Annotated in this window: 17 protein-coding genes and 2 pseudogenes; 12 read left to right on the plus strand and 7 right to left on the minus strand. The window is 38.8% G+C overall.

Annotated features, from left to right (window positions below):
- The first annotated feature begins 19 nt into the window (after positions 1-19).
- Both K2184_RS09275 and K2184_RS09280 read left to right on the plus strand, forming a co-directional pair.
- Entirely contained in the window at positions 20-424 is a 405-nt protein-coding gene (locus K2184_RS09275) for a hypothetical protein (protein WP_004114661.1), read from the plus strand.
- Positions 421-2,337, plus strand: a complete 1,917-nt coding sequence (locus K2184_RS09280) for an FKBP-type peptidyl-prolyl cis-trans isomerase N-terminal domain-containing protein (RefSeq protein ID WP_196557188.1) — start codon at positions 421-423, stop codon at positions 2,335-2,337. Before K2184_RS09275 ends, K2184_RS09280 begins: the two co-directional genes overlap by 4 nt.
- Before the next feature lie 64 nt (positions 2,338-2,401).
- On the opposite strand, the pseudogene K2184_RS09285 reads toward K2184_RS09280, so the two are convergent.
- Positions 2,402-2,866: pseudogene (locus K2184_RS09285) on the minus strand (PTS transporter subunit EIIC); the annotation flags it as partial.
- Between the two features lie 230 nt (positions 2,867-3,096).
- On the minus strand, positions 3,097-3,573 hold the full coding sequence (locus K2184_RS09290; RefSeq protein WP_029779368.1) for a GNAT family N-acetyltransferase: 477 nt from the start codon (positions 3,571-3,573) through the stop codon (positions 3,097-3,099).
- Positions 3,574-4,814: 1,241 nt separating this feature from the next.
- Between K2184_RS09290 and K2184_RS09295 the strand changes: the two genes are divergently transcribed.
- A complete protein-coding gene (locus K2184_RS09295; protein ID WP_163525682.1) occupies positions 4,815-5,018 on the plus strand; it encodes a helix-turn-helix transcriptional regulator in 204 nt (67 codons plus the stop codon).
- Positions 5,019-5,045: 27 nt separating this feature from the next.
- A complete protein-coding gene (locus tag K2184_RS09300; RefSeq protein ID WP_097736840.1) occupies positions 5,046-5,273 on the plus strand; it encodes a hypothetical protein in 228 nt (75 codons plus the stop codon).
- A 95-nt stretch (positions 5,274-5,368) separates the two neighbouring features.
- On the opposite strand, the gene K2184_RS09305 is transcribed toward K2184_RS09300, so the two are convergent.
- Positions 5,369-5,644, minus strand: coding sequence for a helix-turn-helix domain-containing protein (locus tag K2184_RS09305; protein WP_163525681.1), 276 nt, complete (start codon positions 5,642-5,644; stop codon positions 5,369-5,371).
- Positions 5,641-6,486, minus strand: a complete 846-nt coding sequence (locus K2184_RS09310) for a replication initiation protein (RefSeq protein ID WP_163525680.1) — start codon at positions 6,484-6,486, stop codon at positions 5,641-5,643. The genes K2184_RS09305 and K2184_RS09310 overlap by 4 nt, the downstream gene beginning before the upstream one ends.
- Before the next feature lie 666 nt (positions 6,487-7,152).
- Here K2184_RS09310 and K2184_RS09315 point away from each other — a divergent pair.
- The 7 genes from K2184_RS09315 to K2184_RS09345 all read left to right on the plus strand — a co-directional run bounded on the left by K2184_RS09315 (position 7,153) and on the right by K2184_RS09345 (position 10,798).
- Positions 7,153-7,440 (plus strand): hypothetical protein, encoded by a 288-nt coding sequence (locus tag K2184_RS09315; RefSeq protein WP_163525679.1) that lies wholly within the window; start codon positions 7,153-7,155, stop codon positions 7,438-7,440.
- Between the two features lie 3 nt (positions 7,441-7,443).
- Positions 7,444-7,719 (plus strand): hypothetical protein, encoded by a 276-nt coding sequence (locus K2184_RS09320; RefSeq protein ID WP_063407905.1) that lies wholly within the window; start codon positions 7,444-7,446, stop codon positions 7,717-7,719.
- 491 nt (positions 7,720-8,210) lie between these two features.
- On the plus strand, positions 8,211-8,513 hold the full coding sequence (locus tag K2184_RS09325; RefSeq protein WP_163525678.1) for a hypothetical protein: 303 nt from the start codon (positions 8,211-8,213) through the stop codon (positions 8,511-8,513).
- A gap of 12 nt (positions 8,514-8,525) precedes the next feature.
- Complete coding sequence (locus K2184_RS09330; RefSeq protein WP_196552894.1) at positions 8,526-8,699, plus strand: hypothetical protein; 174 nt, start codon at positions 8,526-8,528, stop codon at positions 8,697-8,699.
- 14 nt (positions 8,700-8,713) lie between these two features.
- Entirely contained in the window at positions 8,714-8,965 is a 252-nt protein-coding gene (locus K2184_RS09335; protein WP_227629000.1) for a hypothetical protein, read from the plus strand.
- Positions 8,952-9,323 (plus strand): plasmid mobilization protein, encoded by a 372-nt coding sequence (locus K2184_RS09340; RefSeq protein WP_163525676.1) that lies wholly within the window; start codon positions 8,952-8,954, stop codon positions 9,321-9,323. Before K2184_RS09335 ends, K2184_RS09340 begins: the two co-directional genes overlap by 14 nt.
- A complete protein-coding gene (locus K2184_RS09345; RefSeq protein ID WP_163525675.1) occupies positions 9,320-10,798 on the plus strand; it encodes a relaxase/mobilization nuclease domain-containing protein in 1,479 nt (492 codons plus the stop codon). Before K2184_RS09340 ends, K2184_RS09345 begins: the two co-directional genes overlap by 4 nt.
- A 38-nt stretch (positions 10,799-10,836) precedes the next feature.
- On the opposite strand, the gene K2184_RS09350 is transcribed toward K2184_RS09345, so the two are convergent.
- From K2184_RS09350 to K2184_RS09360, 3 genes are all read right to left on the minus strand, one after another.
- Complete coding sequence (locus tag K2184_RS09350; RefSeq protein WP_163525674.1) at positions 10,837-11,337, minus strand: TIR domain-containing protein; 501 nt, start codon at positions 11,335-11,337, stop codon at positions 10,837-10,839.
- Positions 11,338-11,347: 10 nt separating this feature from the next.
- Positions 11,348-12,793 carry an SIR2 family protein gene (locus K2184_RS09355; protein ID WP_163525673.1) on the minus strand — a complete coding sequence of 482 codons (1,446 nt, stop codon included), beginning with the start codon at positions 12,791-12,793 and terminating at the stop codon, positions 11,348-11,350.
- Positions 12,794-13,308: 515 nt separating this feature from the next.
- Positions 13,309-14,457, minus strand: coding sequence for a hypothetical protein (locus K2184_RS09360; RefSeq protein ID WP_439237751.1), 1,149 nt, complete (start codon positions 14,455-14,457; stop codon positions 13,309-13,311).
- On the opposite strand from K2184_RS09360, the pseudogene K2184_RS09365 reads away from it, so the two are divergent.
- A pseudogene (locus K2184_RS09365) lies at positions 14,437-14,633 on the plus strand (IS5/IS1182 family transposase); the annotation flags it as partial. The gene K2184_RS09360 and the pseudogene K2184_RS09365 sit on opposite strands and share 21 nt — an antisense overlap.

Here is a 14,633-nt window from a genome sequence, read left to right on the forward strand (position 1 = left end):
TTTTCTAATGGATGGGAAAATGATAAGAAATAGCTTATTGGCATTGGTGTGTATTTCTGTGGGTGTATTGCAGGGGTGTACTAATATTAAAAAAACAGATAGCGCACTAATAAAGAAAGATGTGAGTCAAACCGAACAGCCTGCACAAGTTCCTGCTTTACAGCAGTGTATCCAGGATGCGGATGCTTTAGTTAAGCTGGATAACAAGTTCCAGAAAGATTCAAGTGAACTCTATGGCTTAATTAACGACGCTAAGTTTTATGCCTCTGTTTCGGGGCAAACCTCAGCCAGCGTAAAATCAACCATTACCCCGCTTTTTGAATATAAGATAAATGATAAGTGTAATAGTATTTCTCAGAAATTAATCAAGGAGTTCGAAACCCGCGCCCGGAAAGCCGATGTTAAAGATGGGCTGACCAGATGATGAGCCTTAAGGGGAAACTGAAATTATACGATCTCAGAGGTCTTGCGATTGTATTTGCTCTCTCTACCCTTTTTGTCATGCTCCCTGCTCGTTCCGAGGGGGGAGACTTCCTTGATAATATCAAGAAACTTGAAATTAAGGATCCGCCGGCCTCAGGCGCCGCTAGCGCGGAGTCGGCCTCGTCTAATCAGAATAACGAGAGCCGTGATAAAAAAATGCCGCCGAAGCAGGATGGCGTCAGCAAAAGAATAAATCAGAGCAATAAAACGCAAAGTACGATTAACGCTCTGCGCAAACAGAATGCGGAGCTGAGCGCGGCAGCCAAAGCGGCGGAGAAAAAACTCGCTGAAACAACGCGCGAACTATCGGCGCAAATCGCCGCGCTGAAGGCGCAGAGTAGCCAGGGTGTACAGAAAGAGGGGGGCGATCCTGCCGCGGTGAGCGCGCTGACTAAAAAGAACCTCGAACTGGCCGCCACTGCTGAAGCGGCGCAGCAAAAGCTGGATGAGACCACCCGCACGCTGTCGGCGCAGATTGCGGCGTTAAAGGCGCAGCGTGCACAGGACGAAAACGGGCATAAGAGTACTCTTGAAGCACTGCGCAAAAAGAACGCTGAACTGAACTCCGCTGCCGAAGCGGCGCAGAAAAAGCTGGATGATACGACCCGCACGCTGTCGGTGCAGATCGCCGCGTTGAAAACTCAGAAAGGGCAAAGTGAGAACGCTCAGAAATCAACGATAGACACGCTGATGGGCAAGAACCTTGAACTGAGCGCTGCCGCCGCAATGGCGCAGAAAAAGTTGGATGAGACCACTGGCACACTATCAGCGCAGATTGCCGCGCTGCAAAAGCAGAACGCCCAGGGCGAAAGCCAGCAGAAATCCGCGCTCGACGCGCTGAACAAAAAGAATGCTGAGCTGAGCGCCGCTGCCGAAGCGGCGCAGAAAAAGCTGGATGAGACCACCCGCACGCTGTCGGCGCAGATTGCCGCGCTGCAAAAGCAGAACGCCCAGGATAAAAGCCAGCAGAAATCCGCGCTCGACGCGCTGAACAAAAAGAATGGCGAGCTGAGCGCCGCAGCCGAAGCGGCGCAGAAAAAGCTGGATGAGACCACCCGCACGCTGTCGGCGCAGATCGCCGCGCTGCAAAAGCAGAACACCCAGGGCGAAAGTCAGCACAAATCCGCGCTCGACGCGCTGAGCAAAAAAAATGCTGAGCTGAGCGCCGCAGCCGAAGCGGCGCAGAAAAAATATGCTGAGTCAGTTGCTGCTTTGAACAATCAAAATCAGAAATTACAGTCTGCCCTTGATAGCCAGGCCATAAAGGAAAGTGAGTTAAAGCTTACTGATAAAAGCATTAAAAATGCCTACGCACTCGGCGTTTTCTATCTGACTCAGGCGCTATCGGATGTGAATAAAATGGCTGACAATGATGTGAAGCTGTCGCCTTCGGCGCTGGTTTCAGGCTTTAACGATGCTTACCATAAAAAGCTGAAAATCAAAGAAGGTGAAATAGAAACCATCGTTAACACCCTTAATGAACAAATGTCATCTAAGTACGTTGATATTGAAAAAAGAATCATGGCCAAAATTAAAAATAAAAAATATGAGGTTTTGCCTAATGGTGTCTATTTCGTGATTGATAAACAAGGGAAGCAAGCTTACAAGCAGAATGAGTCCTTATCCCTGAATATACTGGAGAAAAAGCTTGATGGTACCCCGATACTCAATACGATGAATTCCAGGATGATATACGACAAACAAATCGATCCCCTGATGGCCAAAGTTTTAACTGCGGGCTTAAAAGGCGGCGCGGTCACGCTATATGGTCAGGCTGGTTCGCTGTACAGCACGACGCCCGCTGACATAAATCCTGATACGTTAATCTCAATTACCTTTGAACTCATTCCCTGATCGTCGATAGCGGGCACCGGCAGATTGGCGCATTCGCAGGGTGGCAGGCCGAATACGTAAGATTCATACCCGTAACCGATATAAGACTGTAGCCCGAAAGCGCGCCGGTGAGGATCCCGGCGAAGACCCCCATCTTAAGCACCTGGCCGCCCAGCACCATGCTCTGGCCGGCTGCTTTCATCTGTTCCGGCGCCGCGAGCTGGCCCTGCAGCTGCAGTGTGATATTCATGGCGTTGATAAAGACGATAAACGTCACCAGGCCAATGAGCGCCGCGTAGCCTTTATCGCGGGCGGCCAGGCCTACGGGGATCCCAACGGCGAAGATCAGCGCCAGGTTCACCAGTACCGATACCGCTGATTTAGCAATGAGCTGGCCGATATTCTGAATAAAAGGATGGCCGAGCAAGGGCAGATATTTCGCAAGGTTGCCGTCGCCCAACACGTTGCCAAAAGCGATAAACAGACCCACTATCGGCAAGATAAGTACCGGCCCATAGAGGGATTTTCCAAAGTTTTGTAGGGCGTTCACAGCTTATTTCATGGTTATCTCTCTTATAGAACTGCGCACAGGGTGCGTCACAGGCATAAAACTAGCGGGATGAAGGGGCGGTAAGCTATTTATCTTATTGTTTTAAAAACAAATGATGCGGAAAGTAGCATGTGACCTTCCGCGGTGTGAACAAGGTAACAGCAGATTAATCAGAGAAATTTTTGTCGGGATAGAGGTATGTGAGTATGACAAGCTGAAAGTAGGGGGAATTAATGAGCGGATTGTATGTTTAAAACAAAAATCTGCTCATCATCCTCCGTGCAGGAACAGGAAAATCCGAGTTTGTTCAGTAAATTTATTGAGGGAAGATTATCTGCCACAACGCCGGCTTTTACGGCTAAAAAACCTTGCTGCTTACACCAGTCAATGACCGCCATCGCAGTTTCAAGGGCGTAACCCTGACCTGCATACCGTGGGCTAACGGTGTAGCCAAGCCAGATGGTCTCGTTTTCTTGTTTTAAGTAGAGATCGCCAATCAAAGTCCCGGTCGCGGTATCGATCGCCGCGAGCTGCATGCCCTGCGTAAGAGAAGCGTTTCCCAGCAACGCCTCGGCATAAGCTTCCTTTGTCAGGCCCTTAAACCCCTGGTACTGCATCCATTCGGCATCGTTGCGATATGCCATAAAAGGCTCGATATCATCGGCGTTAAACGGTCGTATCACGCAGCGTTTTGAGTAAATATTCAAAATTGATCCTGTGAAAATGGGGCGTGTAACGTCTTTTTCGCCATCCTGCGACGTCAAGCCCGTGCAATGCCGATGAGTGCCAGAGAGCATAATCGAATCTCAACTCATGATTGTCTTTTATTTGCGTCAATAAATGCAATGTGAAGCCATCCCTTTTCATCCGGAAACGGAAGGTAGACGAATACAGGATTGAGAAGCAGGCCGCCACCAGGCTACTCATCAGGGGCGGATCAATGTGGTCTCCGGTCCGGAGCATGCTGAACCGCTGCAGTAACGAGTGTCGCGGCCACTTGTGGTGCGGAAACAGGCAGGATGAACAGCGGGGAAGTATGCAACCAGCGTTACTGGTAAGGATTTCGAAATAAAAGAGCGAATGTGGCGAACGGCCAGAGCATAAACCCGCTGAATTTGATGATTAGCTCAAGGCCATCCCCAACAGGAAAACGTAGTGCGCTTTAATGAGAATGTCTGATTTTATCTCATTGAATAAAAAGTGTTTTTTTTCTGACGCACAGGCTTAGTTTTAGGTTCCACAAAAACACTAAAGCTTTATGAGGTGCCTGACAAGGTGCCTAAAAGGTTCAGATTTGATTAGTTGGCATCTGACTTCGCGGGACAAATTGAGGGCACAAAAAAGCCCGCAGGGCTTGCGCCGTGCGGGCTCTTAGGACTTCATCGGATGACTCTGGTAATCACCGATGGAGAATTTTGGTGGGCTGGCGTCCCTGTGTTTTATTTCGCATTATTATGATTTTTATTGTTATTTTTGTAATTCATTTCGTTCAGGGTTCAATAAAGGGTCCTAAAAAGACGTAAGCACTGATTTTACTTTCTCCAGAGTTAAAATCTTCAACATTGTGGACGGTGAGGAGTTGAACCCAAGCAACAAAATCCATCAGGTTCAGCGGTTTTTTACCACAAACACAATGGTAAACATTTTACCACGAACCAAGTGTTCTCTAAGTGCCAAGCAAGAAGGATAGAGTGAAATCCTGCAGAATTATACGTAGGTTTGGTTAACTAATTGATAAACATATTGTTATTAAAAAAACACTTATGGAGTGTAATATTAGCACTTTTTGCAAAAGCCCTTCAAAGCCTACGCTGGCTTGCTTTCAAAATCCCTCTTACAAACCTGCCTAAAAATACACCACATTTTGATCAATTCGTGCTTTTTGAGAGTTGATCGTCATAAGCGATCTGAAGATACTGCATCTATCAAAACAACGAAGGAAAAAAACATGAAAAAAACAAAAAGATTTATGCGATTACCCGAGGTTCTTGAAAGAACTGGATTAAGTAAACCTTGGATTTATCGGCTGATCGGTAGAGGTGAATTCCCTTCTCCTATAAAGTTGGGTGGAAGAGCAATAGGCTTTATTGAAAGTGAAATAGATGAATGGATTGACCATATGATTTACTTATCCAGAAGTAAAGCGGCATAACTAACGTAAATAAAAGAGAGGCTATATATGAAAACAAATATTGAAAAATGCACAAAGAAAATGGATTCATTTGATTGGGGAACTTTAGATATTCTTGAAGAATATTTATACAATGATTGGTTGCTTGAATGCTATGATAAAGGTCCTTTTTATATCATACTTAATACGTACAAAAAAAGTAATCACGAAACGCAGGAAGCATTAAAGCATTACGCTCTTTTTAGAAAGAGAAAGATACAAGCAGAAGAGTGGTAAGTTAGTATCTTGATAGCGAATGATATTTGGAATAAGCTTACGAGCATTTAGGATTATGTATGGAAAAAATACTAAATGAAAAACAATATAACCCACTAGCGCGGCTTATATTGTTTCTTCTGTAATGATAAATATCTTCTATAATAAGCTATCGCACTATATTCGGTTGTATTCATTCTTTCAGCTACTTCTTTCCATTTCAAACCGGATGTTCTTAGATTAAATGCAATAAGGCGTTTTTCTTCTGCTTCTTTTAAATAGTCTTCACGAGGAAGGGATATATAGTTTTTCACAGTAGAAACAGATACGCCAAACTTTTCTGCCATTGCTTTTTGTGTCATTGGTCTTTTCATTCTTTTCTTTATAATCATAAATTCTCCAAAAATTTTATTAATGATTTTGATTTTCTTGTTTTTTTGGCTCTTGCTGATTGGATTGAAGAAAATCTTTCAGCCGTAAAGTTTCTCCACGTCCATTTACAAATACTGGTATTAATCTGTTTTATTTCACTGTATGTCAATGGATTATTATTATTACTGTAATCATTCAGTATTGTAGCTTTTGAAAACATATCAAGATAAAAATCATTATATGTTTTATTTGCTTTATATTTCAAAACTTCTTTATAAGCTATTATTCTTAGATCTTCAAATAAATTAACGTTGCGACCTAAACCATATATTTCACTTTTGCTTTTAATATTTTTCGTCGTAAGAACTTCAGGCACAAACTCAGACAAGTAAGTTAAATCATAGGTTTCATTGACAGCCCACGTTGTGCGCCATTCAGCTTCATTTAACGGGTTTTTTATTAATATATCAGCATAAGCCTTATCAGCATCTAATCTTTCTATAAAACCACATTGAACAATGGACGCAAGTTTCAAGGGTTTTATTCTTGCCGAGTCTGTTTTAAGAACTGGATTTTTTAAAGCATACAGCAAGTGTGCATGGCCATTTCTGGTATTCTGTATGATTATATTAGGTTTCGGCAAATCAGCTAGATCCCAAGCAATAGCGCCGTATTCGTGGTCTACATCGAATACAAGACCGTTAATGAAAGAACGATTATTAAATCCAATATATTTCTTTAGCAATGCCTTTTCTTTAGGGTTTCGATACACACCATTATTAAAATCATCTGTGCTTAATGCGTATTTTTGAATTTGACTTTTAAATTTATCTGCATTATATATATCTTGTTTTAAATACATTTGGCTTTCCTTAATAAAGTAGACGCTCCTTTTTATAAGTTTCTCTGACTGGTAAAATAGGGGCTTTATTTTTTTTCGTTCACAACCAACATAGTTAGTCATAACTTTTATATTTTCTTGTAATATACAAAATCAATAATATATTTTAATACTTTGTCAAGTAGATATTAACCATATCAGATAGTATTTGTTATTAGGTTATTAATATTACTCAGTGAAGCTATATTTATAGTCTAATGGTGCCTTATGATTTTATGGGACTAATAAAATATAAAGTAGAACTAGATCTAAAAAGTCTACAGGGCGAAGCCCAATAAATTAAAGAGCAAAACCATGCCTATAAGGTATTAAAATATTTTCTGTGCCTTATAGCCCTTCATAGACCTTTGCCTGTTGTTGCCCATCGTCAAGATTCGAATCTTTAACAGATGGTGATTGGTTATAAAGATCTATAATAGATTATTGATAGATATTAGCAATCAATAGCCATTGAATCGATCGGTTTTAATTGGTTTTATCGATCGATTTCATGCGTGTGATAGCTTTAGGCTATTGCATTTTGCTTTTCGATCGGTACAAACGATATGACGAACAATGAAAATAATTGAATTCTAGGGCGTTTGCAGGCCAAGCGGTGGTCTGTGTCTCATCAGTGAAGGAAAAAGTATGCGTAAACTTATGATGGTGGCAGTTTTAGTGACGCTATTGTCTGGTTGTGGCGATGATGGCATCTATGGCAACTACGTTAATCAACAATACGGTGTCAGGCTTGATGTTCAGAAAGATGTGATCAAGTTCAGAAATGGCGTTTTTACTGTTAAAAGCTGGGATGAAAGCAAGAAACCCATCTATATAGCCAAAACGCAAAACAAAGATCTTGGCTCTTGGACTTTTAAAATCGAAAAAGTCAAAGATGGCGTCGTCTATCAAGGTGCTGTTTTTAAAAGGAACTGAAAAATGGAAAACAACACAATCAAATGCCCTTTTTGCCTAAAAGAAAGCCAAAAAGGTGTTCAGGTATGCACAGGCTGCCAAGCGTCAGTTCTGTATGGAACATATCCCGGTTGGTATGCGGCGGTGATCATCCTGTTAGCTTTTGGTCTGTCAGTGCTGATTGGAATGTCTACTGGCATGGCAGGAGCTACAATTAGCTTACCAATAATAGCTATTGTCGGTTTTGTCGCGGGTAAGGCAATTTTCTCAGACAACATTATCTTCAGAAGAAGAATGTAAATCAGTCTCGTTTTTCAGGGTGATGCTCCACTACGTGAACCATCACCCATATAAATTTTATTTCCTCCCCCTATGTCATCAAGCACTAAATCGGAACCCGTAAACGGGACCCCACGATTTAGCACTTGACGATTTGTCCCCGCTGCTACGCATAGCTACCAGAAAGACAATATATTATTTACCCTATCTTTTATTTGCTTTTTATTCGTCGTGCAGTGTATTTATTATGTAGCCGCTATTGACAAGTATTTTATATCGGTTATTTATTTAAATATAAGTGTAGTTCAGCTTTTTTTGTTTTTCGGAAACTGAGGCAAGGTGTAATAGCGTATCCGCTATTTACCCAATCCTTCGGATTGCCCTATCTCGCTTTGCTCGTAGGGTTGAAAAAGATCTACCCTTCCGCCTGTTCCCCTTATCAAATGGGAGGCGGTAAATCAAACCCCAAAGATTTACTTTGGATATTATAAATAATATTAGGAGTTATACATATGTCGCACGATTTTAGTATTGAAAGAAAAAAAGATAAAAAAGTAGCTTTCTTTTTTGGTTATGCTGACGCTGTTTTTTATAAGAGTTTTCATTGTGAAAAGTATAATAATCATTTTTCAGGTAGCAATGAAGGTAAAACAATAAGTAAAAAAGGAGCAGAAAGCGCATTAAATAAAATAATAAATAGCGAAGAAGTAAAGAACTATCCAGATCCTGAGCGTATCAATGACATTAAAGATTTTTATAATAATGTTGTTTTAAAATCAAAAGAAGAAGATAAGTTTTATATTCATTTTAGTTGAGGGGGGTAATATATGATTATAGCAATAGCAATGATGCTTCTTTGTATTCTTTTAGGTGTGTTTATGATCCGTAGTTGTATGGGTAAAACAAACACTTCAAGCGAAGCAACGCAAGCAATATCAGATGTTAGAAAAATAATAGATAAAAAAGAACTTATAAAATACAAAAAGAGGCATCAACAATGATTATGGAATATGAAATGAAACTTAACATATTAGCGCGTTTTTTCTATTATCTTGAACAAGATAAAGATGTATATTTTGATTACTCAAGCTATGACGAACAATGCTTATGTTATTTTGTTGCTAATAGATACATTAACGAAAATAAAGCTGATGAGCTTATACAAGCATTGATAGATACTAATGACGATGATTATATTAAAGCTATAAGAGATTATGTTCAGTATACAGCTTTGAATGAAATGAGAAAGAAATATGAAAACAGATAGAAGAAGAGGACGTATAGAATTAAATCACGAAGAACGCAGAGATATATCTATACAGTTTAGAGTAAACAAAGCAGAGTTTGAATATTTAAAAGAACTTGTTGAGGCATCTGGCCTTGAAAGAGGCCATTACATTAGAAAAGAGATTTTAAACTCTGAACCTATTGTTAAAAGAAAAATGCCGGATTTTGAACAATCATTGTATAGAGAAATACAGCATCAAGGTAATAATATAAATCAGATTGCTAAAAGACTACATACTAATGAAGACTTTAAACAATCGGTAGCTTCAGAAGCTAACTTTGCTATAAAGCAACTTATGAGAAGAATATTAAAAGCTTGCGAGGTTTATACAGTATGAAAGGGAATGTGGCTAAAACAGGGAGAACATTTAAAAATAGGGTCTATTATATATTAAAAGATGATCACAGTTTTATTTGTAGCAATATGTCAAGTGATTATAATAATGTTAGTGATTTAACTGATGAATTTAAAAGTGTAAGCAGCTTTAGACAGGATATAAAAAAACCTGTTTTTCATGCGTTTTTATCTCTTCCAAAAGGTGATCATTTAACAGATGAACAATGGCAAGAGATAGCAAAAGACTATTTGAAAGAAATGAATATTGATATAGAAAAACATCAATATATTTGTGTGCGTCATAATGATACAGATCAAGACCATATCCATATAGTAGCCAACCGCATCGGTTTAGGCGGTTCCGTATGGCATGGTCAGCACTCAGCATTTAAAACAATAGCCGCTTGTGAACGTTTAGAGAAGAAGCACGGCTTAACTATTACGAATGGCTTAAAAGGGCAGAAATCAGACGTATCGGCCCCAACCAAAGCAGAAATTGAAATGGCATTGAGTACAGGTGAGAAACCAGCCCGTTTAGTGCTTCAAGCCTCTCTACAAGCGGCTATGGCAGGAAAACCAGATTTAGGTACTTTTGTAGAAAGTCTGCAGGCTGTAGGCATAGAGCCGGCTTTTAACGTCGCTTCTACTGGCAACGTCGCCGGAGTGTCATTTGGTATCAAAAATAATGAAAAAAACATTTTCTTCAAGGGATCATCTCTTGGTAAAAAATTCAGTTGGAACACAATTAAGGCAAAGGTGAAATATGACAAAAATAGAGATGATGAACTCATTAGAAGATTCGCAGCAAGAAAAACAGATGACGAAAATAGTATTGGACGATTACCTATTGAACCAAATATCAATGACGATAGAACCATTATCAGAATCGATGATGATTCTTTCGGAGTCAGTCAGCATAGCATTAATTCAGACGCAGGAAGTATTAGAGAAGACAGAGAAAACGGCTTCAAAGATATCATCATTACTAAATCTGTCAAGGAATATGATAGACAAACAAATAGACGATTTAGAAATACAAAACAGAAAAATACACAAATACTCAACGGAGTTAAAAAACAATACAATCAAAAATCAAACAAAATTAATAATCAAGGTGGCTTCAGTCGTTGGTGTAATAAATATGATGGTAGTTATATTAATAGGATACTTGATCATGCAGAAACAGCTACCACAGCCACAAATAACTTTAGACTCAAAAAACGTAGCAACATCAATAGTGGAGCAACTAAGATCGAAGAAATGAGAAAACGATTAGGAATAAGTAAAACCAATATAGTCCCTAAAAATAAAGGAATAGTCATTCATGAGGATATTAAAAAACAGCTAGTTCGTATAACTGAATATGAAAGTATATTTAAAATGAAATTGAAATCAAGCTTGAAAAAAGGCACGTTAAAACTACAACAAGAAGACGCAGAGCAGGTTGCTAAACATAAAATCTCTAAACCAAAATAAAAGAGGCCTAAAGCCTCTTTTATTTATGAAACTGAAGGCTAGTTATTTTTTCTTATTGTAATTGCTTCTTCAACAGCATTTGCTAGATGCTCTTTTATCCAATTGTACTTTTCTTGGCTTGTAGAGCCCGTGGGATTATAGCATTTCACGATAGTAGAAAGCTTTTTCCCTGTATTACCATACCCAATATAATCAAAAGGATTATCACCTTTAGTAGAGGTATTTCCACCGCTATCTTTTAGGCCATGAATATAAATGCCTACGACACCTTTTCCGTCATCCCACCCTTTAATGATTTCATGATTGATCCATTTGCGATTGGCTGTATCGCTACCAACAAGCACAACAATGCATGATTTACCATACATTTCGTCTGCAATCCATTTTTTTATCGCAGCCTCTCCGCCTTTTTTAACTGTTTCCCAGTTATTATCTGAAGTAGGGCTATTACCCTCAATGGCTCCGATACTACGAACTGTGGCAGCACGCCAATTATCTGGTATATAATGAAAACTGTAGAAGCAATTACGTTTAGTCATGATTTAGTCCTTATTTCAATGCTCTAAGTAAGTCGATTAAAACACCCTTAATCGTTTCCAGATCTGAGTTTTGATCAGAAATTTTATTTATGTGTTCTTTAAACTCTTTAGGGAATTCAGCACTATCAAAGTATCCATCCCGAGAAAGTTTATTATAAATTTCTCTTGTCGCATATTCAGTTGCGCCTACAGGTATTAACAAAAGTCCGTTATTTTTTGCTATTTCAAACTCTTTAATTAAACCATCAGCGATAACAACATTGCCATCTTTTATTTTATTACCAAAAACAAAAATCGCTATCCCAGCATGCGAAATCATATCTGTACGATATTCATTCCATATTTCTGAAATAGGTCGTTTACCAACTTCATACTGTGGAAAAGGTCTTAATATTAACTGATCAGAGTCTAAACGCCTACCGCTCATATATACATTTTCTAATACACCGGTAATAACGGAGCTACCAACGCCTAACCCAAATCCAGATACTATTCGGAATCCTAAAGCAGCTATATCTTTCGACAAAGAGTAAATAAAGTGTTGGGCTTCATCTGATTTCCATCGACTATACTCATGTGCCGATCCAGATAAAAAAATTGTTTTTCTTCTATATGCCCATTCCAGTTTATGAAGAATATCTGTTATTTCTGAATAGTCAGATACAAGTATTGTTTTTATTCCAAATCGAAGCAAGTCTTGAATAAAGAGCTCTTGTTTACGTTTTCTATATTCTGTGTCGGCTTGAGATTCCCCGGCAGCTGAGGCCACAAGTTTCTGAATGCAATAATGCTGCCTTTGATCATTTGAGTAAGCAATCCGTACTCTGCTAAGAATATAATCAAGGTTCGGATCTGTAAAACTGAATCCTAAAAATAAAAATGTCTTTGAGACGAGATCACCGCTTAAAGCATTAATAAACGGCTGCATCTTGACATGATAACTCTCGTAATCATCTTTCGTGAGCACTGCTTCATCTGGATTCTCAATATCTCCGTGCATTTTGTAAACAACAGCATCTCGGCCCCGTTTTGTAAAGCTCAGTTGTTTGACACGATATTTTGTATCAGGTATTTTCCCTGCTTCAGTTAATGATTTCTCAATAAGTTTATCGTAGTTAGTTGTCCAATATGTAGATATTGGAAGTCTTGCAAGAATTTTATGGTTTGCAGTTATTTCAACATCATCAGATAGCTTATTTATCAGGAGCTGATTGAGTTTACCTCGGTTTGCTGAGTTTGAATTGCAGTGATATTGAGCTAAAGCAACTAAATCTGTTTCTTTTTCAATTTCAAGTTCAAGATCTTCAGCTATAGGACGGAGTAATTCAGTCCAGCTTACAAAGCCTGCGGGGGCGGACAGGCCCGCACCTGCAAAAATAGCCAAATTATCTTCTGCTAAATCACTAAGCAATGTAGCAATTAATCGTTGTTTTTGAGGCTCCGTAGTTGCTTTCAATTTTTCCACTCCATAATTTACAATTGGTATTTCGTGATTTTTATCTGCTACACAATGTAAACCAAGCTTAAAACTACAACATAATTAACCATTACAATAAGTAGGTCAACAGTTAAATTGCTAAGTCAAAGCTTGTTTTTTTATCTAATATCGAGGTGTGAAAATTTATATATAATACAGATAGTTATCGCTTTAAGGGGATTTTGGAAGGTATGAATGTGGGCAAGAATTCTGACTGTTCGTAGAAGCGTTGTGATCCGTAAAGGGTATGTAAGTCAATCGTTAGCTTATGCATAAGAATCTTGGTGTTTAAAAAAAATCAGTGATATTAAAGGCATCAATAGTATTAGTTAAGTGATGATTGATAATTATGATTTAAATCATAGAGTTGCACTTTAGATGTAGATCCTGTCTTTCCACGGCGGAAAATTAATAGAAATAACAAACATGCCAATCTTGATAAGCAGAGTGGCTGTCCCATACAGACCACTCAAATTGGAACTAATTGTATGTAATTAGAATCTATACTTCTTAAGAAGAGTTTTATGATGTTCAACTTCTTTTAAATACCATTTGAGACTCCATGCCCAACTCTCCTTTCTTGGTTTACAATCCGCGCATTTATCACAATTTGATTGTTTGAAGCTATTACCAAAATCATAACTGCCAGTACTGTCATATAATTGACTTAATAAATTTCCTGTTCCTTGAGCATGTCCGTGTTTTAAGCAGATTAAGAGATGCATCCCGCCGAGAGAGTGCATTCTCAATGATTGGGCAAATATTCCTCCGGGGCGATAATGAACGAATAAATGCTCACAGTTTTTCATTATATTTGTGGGATCATAATTAGCAAATCCAATTTTAAGGAACTCATGATGTTCTCCTTGTGGGTCATCAGGGTCCATTCCTAGATTTTTGGCCATACTCAAGAAGTATTCTTTTTGCTCTTCAGTTGTAAGATCATAAAAATCTTTTTGACTGTCAAGACTGATAACATGATTTTCTATTTCTGTTAGGGCTTTCTCAAAATCTGGAAAAGTTGAAAGAATCATTTTCCGATGGGGTTGGGTTGCTTTAGGATTTTGTTTTAGTAAGGTGGCAGTAAGGAAGTATAATTTTTCAATTTTTTCAATATCTTTTGATAATACACAATATGTCATTACTAATAATGACATTCTTTCATACCAATCATCTAGAAAATCAATGGATTCCTTAGAACCTCGTGCTTCATGGATTCCTTTGAATATTAAAATTGATGCATAGATATCAACAAAAAAATCTGAGAGTATGTGATACTGCTGATCTCTTGTCATACGATTACATAACTCAATGATCTTTTGTAGGGAGATACAACAATCTCTATACATTATTTGAGTTTGATCATTGAAAATATAACGTTCTAAAGATTTTTCTTCGAAGTGATTGACTGAATGATGACTTGCATGAAGCTGATCCAGCTGAGCCTTAAATTTTGCTTTCCTTGATTTTCCTAAAGCAATTAATCTGTGAATCCGACTTTTTTGCTCTCTGGCTAATAGTATCAAATGCTGGCAAATATGAAAATTTTCTCTGTAAACTTCTCTCTTGATATTAGTATAAGGAGAAATTGGCTTTGTTGAATAAATCGAACTTTTGCTGAGTTGAAGGATCCGATCACGCATCTTCCCGACAACGCAGACCGTTCCGTGGCAAAGCAAAAGTTCAAAATCTCCAACTGGCCCACCTACAATAAAGCCCTCATCAACCGTGGCTCCATAACTTTCTGGCTGGATGATGAAGCTATTCAGGCCTGGTATGAGTCAGCAACACCTTCTTCACGAGGCAGACCTCAGCGCTA

The sequence above is a fragment of the Klebsiella sp. K5-306 genome, from assembly GCF_051835185.1.
Taxonomy (GTDB): domain Bacteria; phylum Pseudomonadota; class Gammaproteobacteria; order Enterobacterales; family Enterobacteriaceae; genus Klebsiella; species Klebsiella oxytoca.

Coding starts and splice junctions, on each gene's coding strand:
- K2184_RS09330 (WP_196552894.1), top strand. CDS start 8,526: ATGATTATAGCAATAGCAATGATGCTTCTTTGTATTCTTTTAGGTGTG.
- K2184_RS09340 (WP_163525676.1), top strand. CDS start 8,952: ATGAAAACAGATAGAAGAAGAGGACGTATAGAATTAAATCACGAAGAA.
- K2184_RS09320 (WP_063407905.1), top strand. CDS start 7,444: ATGGAAAACAACACAATCAAATGCCCTTTTTGCCTAAAAGAAAGCCAA.
- K2184_RS09315 (WP_163525679.1), top strand. CDS start 7,153: ATGCGTAAACTTATGATGGTGGCAGTTTTAGTGACGCTATTGTCTGGT.
- K2184_RS09335 (WP_227629000.1), top strand. CDS start 8,714: ATGAAACTTAACATATTAGCGCGTTTTTTCTATTATCTTGAACAAGAT.
- K2184_RS09345 (WP_163525675.1), top strand. CDS start 9,320: ATGAAAGGGAATGTGGCTAAAACAGGGAGAACATTTAAAAATAGGGTC.
- K2184_RS09310 (WP_163525680.1), bottom strand. CDS start 6,486: ATGTATTTAAAACAAGATATATATAATGCAGATAAATTTAAAAGTCAA.
- K2184_RS09360 (WP_439237751.1), bottom strand. CDS start 14,457: ATGCGTGATCGGATCCTTCAACTCAGCAAAAGTTCGATTTATTCAACA.
- K2184_RS09295 (WP_163525682.1), top strand. CDS start 4,815: ATGAAAAAAACAAAAAGATTTATGCGATTACCCGAGGTTCTTGAAAGA.
- K2184_RS09325 (WP_163525678.1), top strand. CDS start 8,211: ATGTCGCACGATTTTAGTATTGAAAGAAAAAAAGATAAAAAAGTAGCT.
- K2184_RS09280 (WP_196557188.1), top strand. CDS start 421: ATGATGAGCCTTAAGGGGAAACTGAAATTATACGATCTCAGAGGTCTT.
- K2184_RS09305 (WP_163525681.1), bottom strand. CDS start 5,644: ATGATTATAAAGAAAAGAATGAAAAGACCAATGACACAAAAAGCAATG.
- K2184_RS09350 (WP_163525674.1), bottom strand. CDS start 11,337: ATGACTAAACGTAATTGCTTCTACAGTTTTCATTATATACCAGATAAT.
- K2184_RS09300 (WP_097736840.1), top strand. CDS start 5,046: ATGAAAACAAATATTGAAAAATGCACAAAGAAAATGGATTCATTTGAT.
- K2184_RS09275 (WP_004114661.1), top strand. CDS start 20: ATGATAAGAAATAGCTTATTGGCATTGGTGTGTATTTCTGTGGGTGTA.